Here is an 18,409-nt window from a genome sequence, read left to right on the forward strand (position 1 = left end):
CGGCGCAGAGCCACTGCCTCGATCCCCGGGCGCCGCTAGCGCAGCGCCTCCGCCTCGATCCCCAGGGCGTCCCCGAACGCCTGCTCCCCGGCCGGCGTGACCTTCACGGCCCGCTCCGACCCGATCCGCACGACCCAGCCCGCGTCGAACGCGTGGCTGCACAGGGCCGCGCCCGCCGTCCCCGCGAGATGCGGCCGGCGCTCGGTCCAGTCCAGGCACGCCCGCGCCAGGGGCCGGCGCCCCGACCGGTCGAGCCCGATCCCCAACGCGCCGAACAGGTCCACCCCCTGCGGGGTCAGCGCGAACCCCGTATCCGTGCGCAGGTCCCCGCGCCGGACCAGCGCGTCCGTGACCGCGATACCGAGACGGCCCGCGAGATGGTCGTAACAGGTACGCCCGCGCGCCATCGCGTCCCGCGCGCTCACGGCCTGAAGTGTTCGCGGCCGCTCCCCGCCGTCCGGCGCCGCGTACGCCGCGAGTTCCTCCACGAGCCCCGCCACCCGCGCGTCCGCGAGCCGCACATAGCGGTGGCGCCCCTGCCGCTCCTCGGAGAGGAGGCCGCCCGAGACGAGCTTGCCCAGATGCTCGCTCGCCGTCGACGCCGCGACCCCCGCGTGCCGCGCCAGCTCACCGGCGGTCCACGCCCGCCCGTCGAGCAGGGCGAGCAGACAGGCCGCGCGGGTCTCGTCGGCCATCAGTGCGGCGAGCGCGGCGAGGCGCGGTGCGCCGGGTTCCCTGGACTTCATGGGTCCAGGATGCGCCCGGCACGGTTCGGTGGCCGCCGAAACGTCAGTGCAGCGCTGCGACCTGCTCGTACTGCAGCGTGAGCCCGTCGAGGAGCGCCCGCAGGCCCGTCTCGAAGGCCCGCTCGTCGATCAGCTCCTGGCGGTCGGCGAGCAGGTGCGCCTGGCCGAGGTGGGGGTAGTCGGCGGGGTCGTACGCCGTCTCGTCGTCGACGAAGCCCCCGGCGAAGGAGCCGAGCGCGGAGCCCGTCACGAAGTACCGCATGAGTGCGCCGATCGACGTGGCCTGCGCCGGGGGCCAGCCCGCGTCCACCATCGAGCCGAACACGGCATCGGCGAGCCGGAGTCCCGCGGGCCTGCGCCCGGGCCCCTGGGCGAGCACCGGGACGATGTTGGGGTGCGCGAGCAGAGCCGCCCGGTAGGACACCGCCCAGTCGTGCAGGGCCGTGTGCCAGTCGCGCCCGTCCGCGGCGTCGAACATCGACAGGTCGACCTGCGCGCTCACCGAGTCGGCGACCGCCTCAAGGATCTGGTCCTTGGTGCGGAAGTGGTTGTACAGCGAGGGGCCGCTCACGCCCAGCTCGGCGGCGAGCCGCCGCGTGGAGACGGCCGCGAGGCCCTCGGCGTCGACGAGAGAGAGCGCTGCCGTGACGATGCGGTCTCTGCTCAGGAGGGGCTTGCGCGGTCGGGCCATGCGGCACATAGTAGGGCTGTCAACCAAAAACTAGCAGTGCTAATTTAGTGCTCATTCACTCATGCCTGGGGTGTGGTCCATGAATCTGGAGCTCAGCGAGGAGCAGACGGCTGTCCGTCAGCTCGCCAAGGACTTCGTGGCGCGCGAGATCACCCCGAACGTCGTCGGCTGGGACCGCGCCGAAGAGGTCGACCGCGGCATCGTCAAGAAGCTCGGCGACGTCGGCTTCCTGGGCCTGACCATCGACGAGGAGTACGGCGGCTCGGGCGGCGACCACCTGGCGTACTGCCTGGTCACGGAGGAGCTGGGGCGCGGCGACTCGTCCGTGCGCGGCATCGTCTCCGTCTCGCTGGGCCTGGTCACCAAGACGATCCAGTCCTACGGGACCGAGGAGCAGAAGCGGCAGTGGCTGCCGCGGCTCACGGCCGGCGAGGCCCTGGGCTGCTTCGGACTCACCGAACCCGGCACCGGCTCCGACGCCGGCAGCCTCACCACCCGGGCCGTCCGCGAAGGCGACGACTACGTGATCAACGGCTCCAAGATGTTCATCACGAACGGCACCTGGGCCGACGTCGTCCTCCTCTTCGCCCGCTCCACCGACGCCCCCGGACACAGGGGCGTCACCGCCTTCCTCGTCCCCACGGACACCCCCGGCCTCACCCGCCGCACCATCCACGGCAAGCTCGGCCTGCGCGGCCAGGCCACCGCCGAACTGGTCCTCGAGGACGTCCGCGTGCCCGCCTCCGCGATGCTCGGCCCGGAGGGCAAGGGCTTCTCCGTCGCCATGTCGGCGCTCGCCAAGGGGCGCATGTCGGTGGCCGCGGGCTGCGTCGGCATCGCGCAGGCCGCGCTCGACGCCGCCGTGGGATACGCGGCGGAGCGCGAGCAGTTCGGCAAGTCCATTGCCTCGTACCAGCTGGTGCAGGAGCTGATCAGCGACATATCCGTCGACGTGGACGCCGCGCGCCTGCTGACCTGGCGCGTCGCCGACCTCATCGACCGTGGCGAGGACTTCGCGACCGCCGCCTCCAAGGCCAAGCTCTTCGCCTCCGAGGCCGCGGTGCGCTGCGCGAACAACGCCCTCCAGGTCTTCGGCGGCTACGGCTACATCGACGAGTACCCGGTCGGCAAACTCCTGCGCGACGCCCGCGTCATGACCCTCTACGAGGGCACCAGCCAGATCCAGAAGCTCATCATCGGCCGCGCGCTCACCGGCGTATCGGCCTTCTGAGACCGGGCTGTCGAGTCAGACTTCCGAGTCCGGCTTCTCGGCCCGGCTTCTGAGTACGTTTCTGAGTACGCGAGCGGATGGGGGTGCGCCCCCGTCCGCTCCATGCTGTCGCCCATGAGTGACACACCGGTCAAGCACAGGACCACCAACGCCTTCTACGGACAGGCCGTCGCCTCCTTCGCGCTCGCGCTCGTTGCGACAGCCGTCGGGATCTACCGCATCGAGGCCAGCGGCTGGGTCCGCGGCTTCCTCGCCATCGCCGTCCTCTATCTGACGACCTCCGCGTTCACGCTCGCCAAGGTCATCCGGGACCGTCAGGAGGTCGATCAGGTCGTCAGCCGTATCGACCAGGCCCGCATCGACAAGATCCTCGCCGAGCACGATCCCTTCAAGCCCGTCGCCTGACATACGGAACTAAGCGCTCGCTCACCTCTAGGGGTATGGTGTTCGTCCTGTCCACGGGAGGATGTGAGCGAGCGATGAGCGCGGAGCGGCACGGCCAGAACGAGGCTGCCACGGACGACATGTCCTGGGCCGAGGTCACCCCGGACGCGGCCAGGCGGCTGCTGATCGCCGCCGTCCAGGCGTTCGCGGAGCGCGGCTACCACGCGACCACCACCAGGGACATCGCGAGCCGGGCCGGCATGAGCCCGGCCGCGCTCTACATCCACTACCGGACCAAGGAGGACCTGCTCCTCCGCATCAGCCGCATCGGCCACGAGAAGGCCCTGGAGATCCTCAAGGACGCGGCCGCCGAGGAGGGCACCGCCTCCGAGCGGCTCTCCGAGGCCGTACGGTCCTTCGTCCGCTGGCATGCGGCACGCCATCTGACGGCGCGCGTCGTGCAGTACGAGCTGGACTCGCTCGGCGAGGAGCACCGGCCCGAGATCGTGGCCCTGCGCCGCGAGAGCGACGCGACCGTGCGCGAGATCATCAACGACGGTGTGAAGGCGGGGGAATTCGACGTCCCGGACGTCCCGGGCACCACGCTGGCCGTGCTGTCGCTCTGCATCGACGTGGCGCGCTGGTTCAACACGGAGGGCCGCCGGACGCCCGACGAGGTCGGCGCGCTGTACGCCGACCTCGTCCTGCGGATGGTGGGGGTCCGGGTTTCCTGACCCCGGCGGAGCTCAGAGGTAGTAGCGGGACACCGACTCGGCGACACACACCGGCTTGTCGCCGCCGTCGCGCTCCACGGTGAAGGCGACCGAGACCTGGACGCCGCCGGGCACGTCGTCGACGCCGGTGATCTTCGCGGTGGCGCGCAGCCGGGAGCCGACCGGCACGGGGGCGGGGAAGCGGACCTTGTTCGTCCCGTAGTTCACGCCCATCTTCATGCCGTCGACCTGGATCAGCTGCGGCCCGAAGAGGGGGAGCAGCGACAGGGTCAGATAGCCGTGCGCGATCGTCGTGCCGAACGGCCCGTCCTTGGCGCGCTCGGGGTCGACGTGGATCCACTGGTGGTCACCCGTGGCGTCCGCGAACTGGTCGATCCGCTTTTGCTCGATCTCGACCCAGTCGCTGTACCCCAGCTGCTCGCCCACTGCCGCGCGCAGCTCGTCGACCGTCGCGAAAACCCTCGGCTCTGCCATGTCGTGGCCTCCCATGTATGCACCATGTGCGGATCTCTAAGGCGATGTCTAAGCGCTTGCTCAGCATGCTAGGGCGGGCGACCTCTGTCAACGATTTCAGGGTCCGCCCAGTAGGCTCGGCACAGTGCCCCAGATTTCAGTGAAGATCCACGAACTCACCGTCGGTCAGCTGTCGGCGCGCAGCGGAGCCGCCGTCTCGGCCCTGCACTTCTACGAGGCCAAGGGCCTGATCAGCAGCCGCCGCACGACGGGCAACCAGCGCCGCTACCAGCGCGACACCCTGCGCCGGGTCGCGTTCATCCGCGCCGCGCAGCGCGTCGGCATCCCGCTCGCCACGATCCGTGACGCGCTGTCCGAGCTGCCCGAGGGGCGCACCCCGACCCGCGAGGACTGGGCGCACCTCTCCGAGGCATGGCGCTCCGAACTGGACCAGCGCATCACCCAGCTGGGACGCCTGCGCGACCATCTGACCGACTGCATCGGGTGCGGCTGTCTGTCCCTGGACAACTGTGTGCTCTCGAACCCGGACGACGTGTTCGGTGAACGCCTCACCGGCTCCCGCCTGATGAAGGAGAACCGGGAGGGCGCCTGAGGCGCAGCCGCTCAGCGAGGTGTGGAGACGAGCCCCGACTCGTAGGCGATGATGACCAGTTGGACCCGGTCCCGGGCGCCCAGTTTGGTGAACAGGCGCGCCACGTGCGACTTGGTCGTGGCCACGGTGATGTAGAGCTCGTCCGCGATCTCGCTGTTCGACCGGCCGAGCCCCACCAGTGTCAGGACCTCGCGCTCCCGTTCGGTGATGCCCTCGACCCGCCGCGGTGTGCGGGCGGGCGACGGCTCGGGGCGGCCCACGAAGTCCGCGATGAGACGTCGGGTGATCCCCGGCGCGATGAGCGCGTCCCCGGCCGCGACGACCCGGATCGCGGCGAGGATGTCGTCGAGCGCCATGTCCTTGACCGCGAAACCGCTCGCGCCGGCGCGCAGCGCGCCGTAGACGTGGTCGTCCTCGTCGAAGGTGGTCAGGACGAGCACCCGGGTCGCCCCCGGGCCGGACGTGACCAGGCTCGTGGCCTCGATCCCGTTCATGCCCGGCATCCGGATGTCCATCACGATCACGTCGGGGCTGACCTCCTTCGTCAGCCGGACCGCCTCCTCGCCGTTCGCGGCCTCCCCGACGACCTCCAGGTCGGGGGTGTCGGCGATGAGGACGCGCAGCCCGGAGCGCACGAGCGGCTGGTCGTCGGCGAGCACCACGCGCACGGTCATCGGGCGTCCGCCCCGGCCACGGCGGTGTCCTCCGGCGGTGTGGCCGTCGGCTCCGGCAGCGGCAGCCGCGCCGCCACCCGGAAGCCGCCCCCGGGCACCGGCCCCGCGCTGAACTCCCCGTGCAGCAGCGCCACCCGCTCCCGCATCCCGGTGATCCCGAACCCCACGCCCGACCCCGCGCCCCGCATCCCGCGCCCCTCGTCGACTATCTCCACGGACAGTTCATCCTGCCCGAACCCGACGCTCACGTGGCACCGCCCGGCGCCCGAGTGCCGGACCACGTTGGTCAGCGCCTCCTGCACGATCCGGTACGCCGACAGGTCGATGTCGGGCGGCAGTTGACACCGCTGCCCGCTCCACCGCAGGTCGACCTCGACGCCCGCGTCCGTGGTCGTGGCCGCGAGGCGCTCCAGGTCACCGAGGCCCGGCGCGGGTCCGTACGGCGCCGCCCCCGACTCCGCCGAAGGACCCGACCTGCGCAGCGCGACGAGCGTGCGCCGCAGCCCCGACAGGGTCTCCCTGCTCGTGGCCTCGATGGCGCTCAGGGCGGCCCGCGCCTCCAGCGGCTGTGTCTCGATGACCCGGCTGCCGACACCGGCCTGGATCGCGATGATGCCGATGCTGTGCGCGACCTGGTCGTGCAACTCCCGGGCGATCCGCAGCCGTTCGGCGGTGATCGCCTCGGCGACCTCGTGCGACCGCAGCTCATTCGCGTACCGGCGGCGCTCGCTGCCGAGGAGGCCCACGACGCAGGCGGTGACCAGCGCCAGGAGGGCGATCGTCCCGATCACGATGAGGTCGGGGCCGTGCGTGAAGCCGAGGATCGTCAGGAACTGCGTGAGGAACGTGAGGCAGACGGCGACCACCGACGCCCGCAGGGTGCGCGTCGCGACGACGTACCCGAGCAGGATGTCGACCGCGACGAACGGCACGAACCACACAGGGCCGTGGTACTTGGCCACCGGCGGCAGGAGGGCGGTGACGAGCAGCGTCATGACAAGGGCCGCCATGGGCCTGCGCCGGATCAGGCCGACGAGCAGGACCGCGGCGAGCGCCGAGCCGCAGGCCGGGAGGATGCCGGGCGCCCACGGGTCGGCGCTGACCGCGGGGAGCAGCGCCATGATCGGGTACAGGACGGCCCCGGTCCAGGTCAGGCGGGAGCGGAGCGTCCTGTAAGTGCGCTCGGGCGGCGGGGGTGTCGAGGTGGCGTCCACACAGGGATCGTAGGTGCGCCGCCCGCCCGTGACATGAGCCCACGGGCTTCATCCCACGGGTGCACGGCGCCCCGGGGGAGGCCGCCGACGGGCCGATGCGCGCCCCTCACCTGCACCGGCACCGTTGCCCTCGTGATCGAAGTCAGCGAACTCACCAAGCGGTACGGCGACAAGACCGCCGTCGACCATCTCTCCTTCACCGTGCGGCCCGGGCAGGTCACCGGCTTCCTCGGCCCCAACGGGGCCGGCAAGACGACCACCATGAGGATGCTCCTCGGCCTGGACACGCCCACCGCCGGGACCGCCACCATCGGCGGCGTCCCCTTCCGCACCCACCCGCGCGGCCTGCGCCACGTCGGCGCGCTGCTCGACGCGCAGCAGGTCCACGGCGGGCGCAGCGCCACCGCGCACCTGGCCGCCCTGGCCCGCAGCAACCGCATCCCGGTGAGCCGCGTCGCCGAGGTGCTCGCCGAGGTGGGCCTGACCGAGGCGGCCGGGCGCCGCATCGGCGGGTTCTCGCTCGGCATGAAGCAGCGGCTCGGCATCGCGGCGGCTCTGCTCGGCGACCCTCCTGTCCTGATGTTCGACGAGCCGATCAACGGCATGGACCCGGAGGGCGTGCTCTGGGTACGCGGTCTCTTCCGCCGCCTGGCCGCCGAGGGACGCACCGTCTTCCTCTCCAGTCACCTCATGACGGAGATGGAGAGCACCGCGGACCAGCTCGTCGTGATCGGGCAGGGCCGTCTCATCGCCGCCGAGTCCGTACGGGAGTTCGCGGGGCGCAGCACCCGCTTCAGCGTGCTGGTCGCGACGCCGCAGGCCGGTGAGCTGACGGCCGTCCTCACGGCGGCCGGTGCGTCCGTCGCGCCGCACGGCCCGCCGGAGGCGGCCAGGCTCGCCGTGACCGGGCTGCCCGCCGAGCGGATCGGAGCGCTCGCGTTCGAGCACCGGATCAGGCTGCACGAGCTGACCAACCGGACGGCCTCGCTGGAGGAGGCGTTCATGGAACTCACCGCCGGCAGCGTCGAGTACCTGTCGGGAGACACAGGAAAGGCGGGTCAGGCCCGATGACGAGTCCGACGCCCCGCACCACCGCATCCCTGACGCCTCGCCCCACGACAACCGCGATCGCAGCCGCGGTGGACGAACCGCCCGCCCGCTTCCTCGACCTCGTCGCCGCCGAGTGGATCAAGGTGCGCTCGCTGCGTTCCACGCCCTGGGTGGTCGTCCTGGTCGTGCTGGTCGTGACAGTCGTCGCCGCGGGCCGGGCCCTCGCCGACTACAACAACTTCCCGTCCTACAGCGCCCTCGCGCAGCGGGAGCACTCGTTCTCGCTGGGCGATTCCTTTCCGGCGGAGGGGTATCTGACCCTGATGCTCGCCGCCGTGGCCGTCGGCGCGATCGCCACGGTCAGCGAGTACGGCAGCGGCCTCATCCGCACCACCACCGTGGCGGTCCCCGCGCGCGGCGCGGTGGTCCTCGCCAAGGCCGTCGTGCAGGTCGTCATGTGGACCGTGGTCGGGTCGGTCGTCGCCCTCTGCTCGTTCTTCGCCGCCCAGGCCGTCCTCAGCGGGCGGGACGCCGCGATCCCGATCGGCGACCCCGACGCACTGCGGGCGATCGCGGCGTCCGCGCTGCTCGCCCCGGTGTGCGCGCTCGTCGGCCTCGGCCTGGGCGTCCTGATCCGGCACAGCGCGACCACCGTGGTCGCCGGTTCCTTCGTCCTGCTCCTGCTGCCGGTGTTCTTCTCGTCCCGCAAGCCGCTGTCCGCCGCCTTCGCCAACGGCATGGTGCGCAACGCGTGGCAGCGCCTGGCCACGATCTACGGAGCGCCGGCCGAGGCGTACAACGGGGCCACGGTCAGCGGAAGCTGGACCGTGTACGTGCTCTGGCCGCTGGTCGCGCTCGTCCTGGCGCTGGTCGTCGTACGGCGCCGCGACGTGTGACAGCGTGCACCCGCACCCGGAACCGGCCGTCCAGATGTCTTCACGCGCGGGGGAGTTGGGGATGAATGAGGACATGAAGACATGACGGCACGACGGATCACGGGGACGGGGAGACGCGATGGGACTCGCCATCTGCTCGCTGAAGTACGAGGCCGCACGCTCGGGCCCGCAGAAGATCACCTATGACCGCGACGGCTACCACCTCGTCCGCTTCCCCTACGCGGCGGGCGAGGAGTCGTACGACCCCTGGAAGATGCACGACCCGCCGAAGGGGTCCAAGTACCCGGACACCCACTCGGGTCTGATCCGGCCGAGTCACGACGGATGGGGCACCCTGTCCGCGCTGGTCTTCTGGGAGCCGGACTCCGGACCGCGCGAGTTCAGGGCGCGCTTTGTGCGCGACCCGCTCGCCGCTTCGACCGGCTACGACTCGACCGCCACGACGGACTCCGCGCCGACCGGCGGCGGTCAGTACCGGTCGTACACCTGGCAGATGTTCGTGCACCCGGGAACCCCGCTCGGCCTGAAGATCTCGGTGCGCGGCGCGGGTGACGCGCTGGTCCGTACGCCGCTGGTCCTCGCCGAGTTCAAGCTGGCCGTCCAGACGGACGTGATCACACCGAGCGGCTGAGGCAGGTGAGTGGACCGGGGGTGCGGCTCATGGGCGGCACCCCCGTCGTGCTCACACAGCCGTGCTCGTGCCGATGCGCTCACGCCGAGACAAGGACCCGCGCCCGCCAGGCTCCGGCCAGGGACGCGGGGGTGAGGACGGGGCGCGGCACCACGATGCCGCAGTGGGTGCAGACCGGTCCTGACGACGGTTCGTGCGCCAGGTCGTGCTTCCAGAGGAGCGCCGTGCCGGTGCAGACGGGACAGGCCGTGCCGGGCTCGCGCTCCAGGGCCGCGATCAGTCGCCGCAGGACCTCCGCGAGGGGTCCGGAGGGGTGCACCATCGGGTCGTCGCACCAGGCGACGCCGAAGCCGCCCCAGGTCAGCCGATGCCAGTCGTCGACCGTGCCCGGCCTGCGCAGCCCGTCGTGCTTCTCCTTGCGGCGGCGCTCCGCGAACTGCGTCTCGTACGCGAGCCAGACCGCCCGCGCCTCCTCGAGCTCGTCGAGCGCGGCCGTCAGCCGCGCCGGCTCGGGGGAGCGGTCCTCGGGGTCGAACCCGGCCCGCGAGCACAGGTGGTCCCAGGTCGCACGGTGCCCGTAAGGGGCAAACCGCTCCAGGCACTTGCGCAGCGAGTACCGCCGCAGTGCCAGATCATTGCGCGGGTCGCGCGTTTGTCTCGCCAGACTCCGGAATCCGGCCATCGCCTGCACCTCCGTCACACGTACATGTACTTCGGCGTCGTCGTCGAACGGACGTCGCCGAATAGACGTATCGACACTCGATTCGGATCCATGCCGTTCCATCCGATTTCCGATGGACTCCATCAGCGGCACCCCCTGGGGCCGGTACGCCCCAGGGGGTCTCGTGTGGCGATTCCGAAAAAGTGACGCATGTTCATCTTCAGCCGGGGGTCTACCGCCGGTAACCTCCGGCGCACCATCGTCGGGAGGATCAGGCATGCGACGGCGCACCCCACGAACCACCCAGCACAGAAGCCTCCGCGGAACCCTCAAGCGCACGGCCGCCACAGCGGTGTTCGTCCTCACGGCGGGGTTGCTGTCCCCGGCCGGCGGGGCGTCCGCCGCGGAGCCGCCACCGGCGCCCGACTACTGCGCGGGCCGGTGCGCGGACATCCTGCCGCCCGGCGCGAACGGCAGCGCCACGCTGGCCGAGATTCTCGGCCACCGCGTCTTCGGCACCCAGCCCGCCCACGCCGACGATCAACTCGGCCCCTACGACGCGCTCTCCGCCGGGTATCCGTCCCTGACGGACGACACCCTCACCCAGTTCTTCAACGACTCCTCCTTCGGGGTCCCCGATGGTCAGGTCGGTTCCGTCACGCGCCCCCGCGACGATGTGACGATCACCCGTGACAAGAAGAACGGTGTACCCCACGTCAAAGGTTCCACGCGTTACGGAACAGAGTTCGGCGCCGGCTACGCCGCAGGTCAGGACCGGCTCTGGCTGATCGACCTGTTCCGGCACATCGGCCGCGGGGAGCTCACGTCGTTCGCGGGCGGCGCCCTCGCGAACCAGGGGCTCGAGCAGGAGTTCTGGCCGCAGGCCCCGTACACCGAGCAGGACCTGGAGCGGCAGGTCGAGTACATCAGGACCACGCAGGGCGAGCGCGGCAAGCAGGCCATGGACGACGCGCAGGCCTATATCGACGGGCTCAACGCCTATCGCGAGAAGTCGAAGAACGGCCGCTACTTCCCCGGCGAGTACGTCCTGACCGGCAAGATCGACGCGATCACGAACGTGGGCGAGATCCAGCCGTTCAAGGTGACCGACATGATCGCGCTGGCCTCGGTCGTCGGCGGCCTCTTCGGAGGCGGCGGCGGGGGAGAGGTCGGCCAGGCCCTCTCGCTCCTGTCGGCGCAGCAGAAGTACGGCGTCGAGCGGGGCACCGAGGTCTGGGAGTCCTTCCGCGGGCGCGACGACCCCGAGGCCGTGGCGACCATCCACGACGGCACGAGCTTCCCGTACGGGGCCAAGCCGAAGAACCCGCGAGGGGAGGCGCTGCCCGACAAGGGCACCGTCGAGAGCGAACCGCTCGTCTACGACCGAGAGGGCTCGGCCAAGCCGGCCGAGGCGGGGCGCAGGACCCCCGTCAAGGCACCGGCGAAGCTCAAGCCGCTCCAGGGCATGTACGACAAGGGCGTGCTGCCCGCGGACACGTTCCGGAACTCCGACTCGAAGAAGGGCATGTCCAACGCCCTCCTCGTCTCCGGCAGGCACACCGCGTCCGGCCATCCGGTCGCCGTGTTCGGCCCGCAGACCGGGTACTTCGCCCCGCAGTTGCTGATGATGCAGGAGATCCAGGGCCCGGGCATCAGCGCGCGCGGCGTCTCCTTCGCGGGCGTCGGCATGTACATCCAGCTCGGCCGCGGCCAGGACTACGCCTGGTCGGCGACCTCGGCGGGCCAGGACATCACGGACACGTACGCGGTGGAGCTGTGCGAGCCGGGCGGTGGCACCCCCACCAAGCAGTCCACCAACTACCTGTACCGCGGCACCTGCATGCCCATGGAGAAGCTGGAGAAGAAGAACGCCTGGAAGCCGACCCTCGCCGACTCCACGGCGGCCGGCTCCTACCGGATGCAGGTCTTCCGCACGAAGTACGGCATCGTCACGCACCGCGCGACGGTCGACGGCAAGCCCGTCGCCTACACCTCACTGCGTTCGACGTACCGGCACGAGGCCGACTCCATCATCGGCTTCCAGATGCTGAACGACCCGTCGTACGTGAAGGACGCCGCGACCTTCGAGAAGGCGGCGCAGCACATCAGCTACGCCTTCAACTGGTTCTACGCCGACTCGCGCGACATCGCGTACTACAACAGCGGCGCCAACCCGGTGCGCGCCGACGACGTCGACTCCTCCTTCCCGGTGAAGGCCGAAAAGGCCTACGAGTGGCGGGACTTCGACCCGAAGGACAACACGGCCGCGTACACGCCGCCGTCCGAGCACCCGAACTCCGTCGACCAGGACTACTACGTCTCCTGGAACAACAAGCAGGCCAAGGGGTTCGGTGCCGCCAACTTCAGCCTCGGCGCCGTGCACCGCGCCGATCTGCTCGACGGGCGCGTGAAGCGGCTCGTCGCCGACGGCGGCGTCACCAGGGCCTCGCTCACCCAGGCCATGGAGGAGGCCGCCCTCACGGATCTGCGGGGCGAGCAGGTGCTGCCCGAGATCCTCAAGGTCGTCCGCAGCAAGCCCGTCGACGACCCGGCCCTGAACAAGGCCGTGCAGCAGCTGGAGGCCTGGCGCAAGGGAGGCGCCCAGCGCAACCAGACCGCGGCCGGCTCGCACACCTACGCGCACCCGGATGCCGTACGCATCATGGACGCCTGGTGGCCGCTCCTGGTGAAGGCCGAGTTCGAACCCGGTCTCGGGGGTGACCTGTACGGGGCGCTCACCGGCCGGCTGACCGTCGACGAGTCGCCGTCCGCGGGCCACGGCCCGACCGGCGCGCACGCGGGATCGGCCTTCCAGTACGGCTGGTGGGGCTACGTCGACAAGGACCTGCGTACGGTCCTCGGGCAGCCGGTGAAGGGCAAGCTCGGCGCCGCCTACTGCGGCGGTGGCAAGCTCGACGCCTGCCGCGACGCCCTGCTAGCCACGCTCGCACAGGCCGCGGCCAAGCCCGCCGCCGAGGTCTACCCCGGCGACGACGCGTGCAAGGCCGGCGACCAGTGGTGCTCGGACACGATCATCCACCGGGCGCTCGGCGGCATCACGCACCGCGGGATCCAGTGGCAGAACCGTCCGACGTACCAGCAGGTCGTCGAATTTCCCTCACACCGGCCGTAGTTGACCGCTTCCATGGGGCACGCCCGTGCGCGCCCCATGGAAGGTCAGCCGAGTTCGCGCTCCCGTGTCTCCGGGAGGGCGAGGACGCAGAGCAGGGAGACGACGGCCATCGCGCTGACGTACCAGCCCACCGAGGACGAGCCGAACTCGCCCTGGAGCCGCGTCGCCACGAGCGGTGCCACCGCGCCGCCGAGCACCCCGCCCAGGTTGTACGCGAACGACGCCCCGGAGTAGCGCACGCGCACCCCGAACAGCTCCGGCAGATACGCGCCCATCGGCCCGTACACGACCCCCATGCAGAACAGCGCGCCGCCCAGGGCGAGCGCGATCAGCACGGGCTGCTCGGTGTCCATGAGCGGGAAGAGGACCAGACCCCAGACCACCGCGAGCCCGGCGCCGGCGAGCACCAGCTTGCGGCGCCCGCCCGCGTCGGAACGGGTCGCGGCCAGCCAGGTGCCCGCCGCGAGGAAGAGGCAGGCGACGAGCGAGACCGCGAGCATCGTGTTGCGCGGGACGCCGAGGGTCGTGGTGCCGTAGGCGAGGCAGTACGTGGTCGCCGTGTAGAAGAGCCCGTACGCGACAACCATGCCGCCCGCGCCGAGCAGGATCTCGCGTGGGTGCCGCTTGAAGACCTCCAGCGCAGGCGCCTTGCTCGCCTCCTGCTCCTTCATCACCTTGGCGAACACCGGCGTCTCACTGATCTTCAGCCGCACGAAGAGGCCGACGGCGACCAGCAGGAAGGAGAGCAGGAACGGCACGCGCCAGCCCCAGGAGTGGAACGCCTCGTCGTCGAGCGTCGTCGACAGGATCCAGAAGATGCCGGTCGCCGCGAAGAAGCCGACGGAAGGGCCGAGTTGGGGGAAGGCGGCGAAGAGACCGCGCTTGCCGCGCGGCGCGTGTTCCACGGCGAGCAGCGCGGCCCCGCCCCACTCGCCGCCGAGGCCCACGCCCTGGAGGAAGCGCAGCAGGACGAGCAGCAGCGGCGCCCACACGCCCAAGGTGCCGTACCCGGGCAGCAGGCCGACGCACGCCGTCGACAGGCCCATCAGGAGCAGCGAGGCGACGAGGACGGACTTGCGGCCGACGCGGTCGCCGAAGTGGCCGAACAGGAGCGAGCCGATGGGGCGGGCCGCGAAGGCCACCGCGTACGTGGAGAAGGATGCGAGGGTCGCGTTGAGGGAGGACAGGTTCGGGAAGAACGCCTCGTTGAGGACGAGGGCGGCGGCCGTTCCGTAGACGTAGAAGTCGTAGAACTCGATCGCGGTCCCGATGAAACTGGCGACGGCCACGCGGCGCAGGCTCTCGGGGCTGTCCCCGTCAGAATCCGCGCCGGTGACCGTGTTCTGCCTGGTGGAGTCGTCTTTGAGCACGTACTGCACTGTGGTTGTGCGTGTACATGGCAGTCAATACGCGAAACGGGTCGTCCCGTATCGCGAGACGTCAGGGGCTGCGCCCTACTTGTACGCCAGGTACCGGCCCCGCACCGCCCGGAACGCCGCCAGTTCGCCCTGCCAGGACGCGACCACGTCGTCCGTGGATGCCCCGGCGTCGATCATCGTCCGCACCTGGGTGGACCCGGTGAGCTTGTCGATCCAGTTGTCCGAGCGCCACGCGAAGCCGGCCCAGGACTTCTTCGCCGTCACCAGGAGCGCGATGCCGGTGCGTACGGGGTCGTACGCGGCCCGGTCCCTGACGTGGATCTGCACGCCGCCGATCGTCTTGCCCTGGAACTTGGAGAAGGTCGGCGCGAAGTACGCCTCGCGGAAGTCCACGCCGGGCAGGTGGAGTTCATTGGCGGCGGCCGCCCAGCGCCCGTCGACGTCCTCGGCGCCGAGCAGTTCGAAGGGGCGGGTCGTACCGCGGCCCTCGGAGAGGTTCGTGCCCTCGAACAGGCAGGTGCCCGAGTAGACCAGCGCGGTGTCGGGCGTCGGCATGTTCGGGCTCGGCGGCACCCACGGCAGCCCCGACGCGTCGTAGAAGTCGCGCCGCTTCCAGCCCGTCATCCGGACCGTCTCCAGCTCGACGGGGTGCGCGAGGTACTCGCCGTTGAACAGGCGCGCCAGCTCCGTGACCGTCATCCCGTGGGCCTGGGAGATCTCGCGGCGGCCGACGAACGTCGCGAACTCCTTGTGCAGGACGGGCCCGTAGGCGTTCCGGCCGGTCACCGGGTTCGGGCGGTCGAGCACCACGAACTTCTTGCCCGCGAGCTGCGCGGCCTCCATGCAGTCGTAGAGCGTCCAGATGTATGTGTAGAAGCGCGCTCCCGCGTCCTGGATGTCGAAGACGACCGTGTCGACACCGGACGCGGTGAAGATGTCCGCCAGCGCCTGCCCGCTCTTCAAGTAGGTGTCGTAGACCGGCAGTCCGGTCGCCGGGTCGTCGTAGCGCCCCTCCGAGCCGCCGGCCTGCGCCGTGCCGCGGAAGCCGTGCTCGGGCCCGAACACCGCGGTCAGCCTCACCCGTTCGTCGGCGTGCATCACGTCGACGATGTGCTTGACGTCGCGCGTGACGCCGGTCGGGTTGGTCACGAAGCCGACCTTCTGCCCGGCGAGGATCCGGTATCCGTCGGCCGCGAGGCGCTCGAAACCGGTGCGGAGCCGGCCGCCGTCCTTCTCCGCGGCGAGCGCGGGGGACGCGGCGCCCGCCGTGGCGGCCACCGCGGAGGCGGTGGTGGCGGCGAGCAGGCTCCGTCTGGACACGTTCATGTGGTGACCTCCGTGATCGCGGAAGGTGGCATGTGCACGCACGCTAGCGTGCGCCGCGCCCCCGCGGAACGAAGCCGACCGCCGACACCTCTTCCGTTGAGCTGACCGACTGCTTAGTCTGTGACGGAAAGTCGAGTCAAGGGAGACCGATGGTGGACAGCCTGCACGGCACGGGGGTCGTCGTCACCGGCGCGGGAGGCGGCATCGGAGCCGCGCTCGCCCGCCGCTTCGCCGCTTCGGGAGCGCGCGTCGTCGTGAACGACCTGGACGCGGGGAAGGCCAAGGCGGTCGCGGACGAGATCGGCGCCACGGCGGTGCCGGGCGACGCCTCCGAGATCGTGCCCGAGGCACTGGACGCCCTGGACGGCACCGTGGACGTCTACTGCGCCAACGCGGGGCTCGCCTCCGGCGGCACCGAGGACGCCGACGAGCAGATCTGGGCCGATGCCTGGGACGTCAACGTGATGGCCCACGTCCGCGCCGCGAAGGCCCTGCTGCCCGGCTGGCTGGAGCGCGGCAGCGGCCGCTTCGTCTCCACCGTCTCCGCGGCGGGACTGCTCACGATGGTCGGCGCCGCGCCGTACAGCGTCACCAAGCACGGCGCGTACGCCTTCGCCGAGTGGCTCTCCCTCACCTACCGGCACCGCGGGCTCAAGGTCCACGCGATCTGCCCGCAGGGCGTGCGTACGGACATGCTCACCGCCTCCGGATCGGCCGGGGAGCTCGTCCTCGCGCCGACCGCGATCGAGCCCGAGGACGTCGCCGACGCGCTCTTCGCGGGCATGGAGGAGGACCGCTTCCTGATCCTCCCGCACCCCGAGGTCGCCGGTTACTACGCGGCCAGGGCCGCGACGCCCGACCGCTGGCTGTCGAACATGAACCACATCCAGCAGAAGTGGGAGGCCGCACAGAAGTGAGCTCCTCCATCTACGCGGCCAAGCCATGGCTCGGCCGGCTCTCCGAGGCACAGCGGGCCCCGGTCACCCCGGCCGACTCCGTGCTGCACGCCTTCCGCGCCGCGGTCCGCACCGCTCCCGACCGCACCGCCGTCGCCTACTTCGACGGCCGCCTCAGCTACCGGGAGCTGGACGAGCTCAGCGACTCCGTCGCCGGGCACCTCGCCGCGCGCGGTCTCGGACGCGGCGACCGCGCCGCCCTCATGCTGCAGAACTCGCCGCACTTCGTGATCGGCCTCCTCGCCGCCTACAAGGCGGGCGCCACCGTCGTCCCGGTCAACCCGATGTACAAGTCGGGCGAGGTCACCCACGTCCTGCACGACGCCGACGTCACCGCCCTGATCTGCTCGGACCGGGCCTGGGAGACGTACCTGCGCGAGACCGCCGCGGACTCTCCCGTACGGATCGTGCTCACCGCCTGCGAGCTGGACCTCCAGACGCGGGGCGACGAGCGCGTCCTGAAGTTCGAACGCGTCGAGCCGCAGGCCGAGGACGCCGACGACCTCCTGACGGTCGCCCGCCAGGGCAACGCGGCGCCCGAGGACCGCGACCCGCGCCCGGACGACATCGCGCTCATCAGCTACACCTCCGGCACCAGTGGCACGCCCAAGGGCGCCACGAACCTGCACCGCAACATCACGTACAACGCCGAGCGCCAGCGCACCGGACTCGGCATCCCCGAAGGCGGCACGTACTTCGGGCTCGCGCCGCTCTTCCACATCACCGGCATGGTCTGCGAGCTGGTGTCCTCCTTCGCGAACACGGGCACCCTCGCCCTCGCGTACCGCTTCGAGGCCGGCGTCGTCCTGGACGCGTTCGCCGAGCACCGGCCCGCGTACACCGTGGGTCCCTCCACCGCGTTCATGGCGCTCGCCGCACACCCGGCCGCGACCCGCGAGCACTTCGCGTCCTTCCAGTCGATCTCGTCCGGCGGCGCGCCGGTGCCGCCCGCCCTCGTGGAGAAGTTCCGGGCCGGCTTCGGCCCCTACATCCACAACGGCTACGGCCTCACCGAGTGCACCGCCCCCTGCGCCTCCGTGCCGCCCGGCAAGGAAGCCCCCGTCGACCCCGTCTCCGGCACCCTCGCCGTCGGCGTCCCGGGACCCGAGAGCGTCGTCCGGATCGTGGACGACCTCGGCCAGGAGGTGCCCTTCGGCGAGCAGGGCGAGATAGCCGTCCGTGGCCCCCAGGTCGTGCCCGGCTACTGGAAGCGCCCCGACGCCACCGCCGAGTCCTTCCCGGACGGCGAACTGCGCACCGGAGACATCGGCTTCATGGACGCCGACGGCTGGCTCTACGTCGTCGACCGCAAGAAGGACATGATCAACGCCTCCGGCTTCAAGGTCTGGCCCCGCGAGGTGGAGGACGTCCTCTACACCCACGAGGCCGTGCGCGAGGCCGCCGTCGTGGGCGTCCCCGACCCCTATCGCGGGGAGACGGTCAGGGCGTACGTGAGCCTGCGCCCGGGCGCCTCGGTGGGCCCCGACGACCTGTCCGCCTACTGCAAGGAGCGGCTCGCCGCGTACAAGTACCCACGCGAAGTGGAGATCCTGCCCGAGCTGCCGAAGACGACAAGTGGGAAGATCCTCCGGCGGGAACTGCGTTCCCGTACACAGAACAGCTGATCGCAGGAGAAA

18 protein-coding genes are annotated in these 18,409 nt (G+C 71.0%); 10 read left to right on the forward strand and 8 right to left on the reverse strand.

The window, feature by feature from the left end:
* Positions 1–35: 35 nt before the first annotated feature.
* Both OG698_RS35340 and OG698_RS35345 read right to left on the reverse strand, forming a co-directional pair.
* Positions 36–746, reverse strand: coding sequence for an ArsR/SmtB family transcription factor (locus OG698_RS35340; RefSeq protein ID WP_406107866.1), 711 nt, complete (start codon positions 744–746; stop codon positions 36–38).
* Positions 747–789: 43 nt separating this feature from the next.
* A complete protein-coding gene (locus OG698_RS35345; RefSeq protein ID WP_406107868.1) occupies positions 790–1,437 on the reverse strand; it encodes a TetR/AcrR family transcriptional regulator in 648 nt (215 codons plus the stop codon).
* Positions 1,438–1,516: 79 nt separating this feature from the next.
* Between OG698_RS35345 and OG698_RS35350 the strand changes: the two genes are divergently transcribed.
* The 3 genes from OG698_RS35350 (at position 1,517) to OG698_RS35360 (ending at position 3,786) form a co-directional block, all read left to right on the forward strand.
* Positions 1,517–2,668 (forward strand): acyl-CoA dehydrogenase family protein, encoded by a 1,152-nt coding sequence (locus tag OG698_RS35350; RefSeq protein ID WP_406107869.1) that lies wholly within the window; start codon positions 1,517–1,519, stop codon positions 2,666–2,668.
* A 114-nt stretch (positions 2,669–2,782) separates the two neighbouring features.
* Positions 2,783–3,073 carry a YiaA/YiaB family inner membrane protein gene (locus OG698_RS35355; RefSeq protein ID WP_375986794.1) on the forward strand — a complete coding sequence of 97 codons (291 nt, stop codon included), beginning with the start codon at positions 2,783–2,785 and terminating at the stop codon, positions 3,071–3,073.
* Between the two features lie 74 nt (positions 3,074–3,147).
* The gene (locus OG698_RS35360) at positions 3,148–3,786 is read left to right on the forward strand and encodes a TetR/AcrR family transcriptional regulator (RefSeq protein WP_383092823.1); all 639 of its coding nucleotides are present in this window, start codon (positions 3,148–3,150) and stop codon (positions 3,784–3,786) included.
* Between the two features lie 12 nt (positions 3,787–3,798).
* On the opposite strand, the gene OG698_RS35365 is transcribed toward OG698_RS35360, so the two are convergent.
* On the reverse strand, positions 3,799–4,260 hold the full coding sequence (locus OG698_RS35365; RefSeq protein WP_406107872.1) for a MaoC family dehydratase: 462 nt from the start codon (positions 4,258–4,260) through the stop codon (positions 3,799–3,801).
* A 124-nt stretch (positions 4,261–4,384) separates the two neighbouring features.
* Between OG698_RS35365 and soxR the strand changes: the two genes are divergently transcribed.
* Positions 4,385–4,852, forward strand: coding sequence for a redox-sensitive transcriptional activator SoxR (gene soxR, locus OG698_RS35370; RefSeq protein WP_406107873.1), 468 nt, complete (start codon positions 4,385–4,387; stop codon positions 4,850–4,852).
* A gap of 11 nt (positions 4,853–4,863) precedes the next feature.
* On the opposite strand, the gene OG698_RS35375 is transcribed toward soxR, so the two are convergent.
* Together OG698_RS35375 and OG698_RS35380 are read right to left on the reverse strand one after the other, a co-directional pair.
* Complete coding sequence (locus OG698_RS35375) at positions 4,864–5,526, reverse strand: response regulator (protein WP_406107875.1); 663 nt, start codon at positions 5,524–5,526, stop codon at positions 4,864–4,866.
* Positions 5,523–6,740, reverse strand: coding sequence for a sensor histidine kinase (locus OG698_RS35380; protein ID WP_406107877.1), 1,218 nt, complete (start codon positions 6,738–6,740; stop codon positions 5,523–5,525). Before OG698_RS35380 ends, OG698_RS35375 begins: the two co-directional genes overlap by 4 nt.
* Positions 6,741–6,872: 132 nt before the next feature.
* On the opposite strand from OG698_RS35380, the gene OG698_RS35385 reads away from it, so the two are divergent.
* The 3 genes from OG698_RS35385 to OG698_RS35395 all read left to right on the forward strand — a co-directional run bounded on the left by OG698_RS35385 (position 6,873) and on the right by OG698_RS35395 (position 9,317).
* Positions 6,873–7,811 (forward strand): ABC transporter ATP-binding protein, encoded by a 939-nt coding sequence (locus OG698_RS35385; protein ID WP_406107879.1) that lies wholly within the window; start codon positions 6,873–6,875, stop codon positions 7,809–7,811.
* Positions 7,808–8,686, forward strand: coding sequence for an ABC transporter permease (locus tag OG698_RS35390; protein WP_406107881.1), 879 nt, complete (start codon positions 7,808–7,810; stop codon positions 8,684–8,686). Before OG698_RS35385 ends, OG698_RS35390 begins: the two co-directional genes overlap by 4 nt.
* Positions 8,687–8,804: 118 nt before the next feature.
* A complete protein-coding gene (locus OG698_RS35395) occupies positions 8,805–9,317 on the forward strand; it encodes a hypothetical protein (protein ID WP_406107883.1) in 513 nt (170 codons plus the stop codon).
* A gap of 79 nt (positions 9,318–9,396) precedes the next feature.
* On the opposite strand, the gene OG698_RS35400 is transcribed toward OG698_RS35395, so the two are convergent.
* Positions 9,397–9,999, reverse strand: coding sequence for a hypothetical protein (locus OG698_RS35400; RefSeq protein ID WP_406111479.1), 603 nt, complete (start codon positions 9,997–9,999; stop codon positions 9,397–9,399).
* A gap of 256 nt (positions 10,000–10,255) precedes the next feature.
* Here OG698_RS35400 and OG698_RS35405 point away from each other — a divergent pair, with 256 nt between their 5' ends.
* A complete protein-coding gene (locus OG698_RS35405) occupies positions 10,256–13,111 on the forward strand; it encodes a penicillin acylase family protein (protein ID WP_406107884.1) in 2,856 nt (951 codons plus the stop codon).
* Positions 13,112–13,155: 44 nt separating this feature from the next.
* On the opposite strand, the gene OG698_RS35410 is transcribed toward OG698_RS35405, so the two are convergent.
* Entirely contained in the window at positions 13,156–14,481 is a 1,326-nt protein-coding gene (locus tag OG698_RS35410) for an MFS transporter (RefSeq protein ID WP_234374723.1), read from the reverse strand.
* Positions 14,482–14,565: 84 nt separating this feature from the next.
* Entirely contained in the window at positions 14,566–15,816 is a 1,251-nt protein-coding gene (locus OG698_RS35415; RefSeq protein ID WP_406107886.1) for an exo-beta-N-acetylmuramidase NamZ domain-containing protein, read from the reverse strand.
* Positions 15,817–15,965: 149 nt separating this feature from the next.
* Here OG698_RS35415 and OG698_RS35420 point away from each other — a divergent pair, with 149 nt between their 5' ends.
* A complete protein-coding gene (locus tag OG698_RS35420; RefSeq protein ID WP_329574864.1) occupies positions 15,966–16,733 on the forward strand; it encodes an SDR family oxidoreductase in 768 nt (255 codons plus the stop codon).
* The gene (locus OG698_RS35425) at positions 16,730–18,397 is read left to right on the forward strand and encodes a class I adenylate-forming enzyme family protein (RefSeq protein ID WP_406107888.1); all 1,668 of its coding nucleotides are present in this window, start codon (positions 16,730–16,732) and stop codon (positions 18,395–18,397) included. Before OG698_RS35420 ends, OG698_RS35425 begins: the two co-directional genes overlap by 4 nt.
* Positions 18,398–18,409: the final 12 nt, after the last annotated feature.

Source organism: Streptomyces sp. NBC_01003, assembly GCF_045162695.1.
In the GTDB taxonomy this organism is placed as follows: domain Bacteria; phylum Actinomycetota; class Actinomycetes; order Streptomycetales; family Streptomycetaceae; genus Streptomyces.

Coding starts and splice junctions, on each gene's coding strand:
- OG698_RS35340 (WP_406107866.1), bottom strand. CDS start 746: ATGAAGTCCAGGGAACCCGGCGCACCGCGCCTCGCCGCGCTCGCCGCA.
- OG698_RS35345 (WP_406107868.1), bottom strand. CDS start 1,437: ATGGCCCGACCGCGCAAGCCCCTCCTGAGCAGAGACCGCATCGTCACG.
- OG698_RS35350 (WP_406107869.1), top strand. CDS start 1,517: ATGAATCTGGAGCTCAGCGAGGAGCAGACGGCTGTCCGTCAGCTCGCC.
- OG698_RS35355 (WP_375986794.1), top strand. CDS start 2,783: ATGAGTGACACACCGGTCAAGCACAGGACCACCAACGCCTTCTACGGA.
- OG698_RS35360 (WP_383092823.1), top strand. CDS start 3,148: ATGAGCGCGGAGCGGCACGGCCAGAACGAGGCTGCCACGGACGACATG.
- OG698_RS35365 (WP_406107872.1), bottom strand. CDS start 4,260: ATGGCAGAGCCGAGGGTTTTCGCGACGGTCGACGAGCTGCGCGCGGCA.
- OG698_RS35375 (WP_406107875.1), bottom strand. CDS start 5,526: ATGACCGTGCGCGTGGTGCTCGCCGACGACCAGCCGCTCGTGCGCTCC.
- OG698_RS35390 (WP_406107881.1), top strand. CDS start 7,808: ATGACGAGTCCGACGCCCCGCACCACCGCATCCCTGACGCCTCGCCCC.
- OG698_RS35395 (WP_406107883.1), top strand. CDS start 8,805: ATGGGACTCGCCATCTGCTCGCTGAAGTACGAGGCCGCACGCTCGGGC.
- OG698_RS35400 (WP_406111479.1), bottom strand. CDS start 9,999: ATGGCCGGATTCCGGAGTCTGGCGAGACAAACGCGCGACCCGCGCAAT.
- OG698_RS35405 (WP_406107884.1), top strand. CDS start 10,256: ATGCGACGGCGCACCCCACGAACCACCCAGCACAGAAGCCTCCGCGGA.
- OG698_RS35415 (WP_406107886.1), bottom strand. CDS start 15,816: ATGAACGTGTCCAGACGGAGCCTGCTCGCCGCCACCACCGCCTCCGCG.
- OG698_RS35420 (WP_329574864.1), top strand. CDS start 15,966: ATGGTGGACAGCCTGCACGGCACGGGGGTCGTCGTCACCGGCGCGGGA.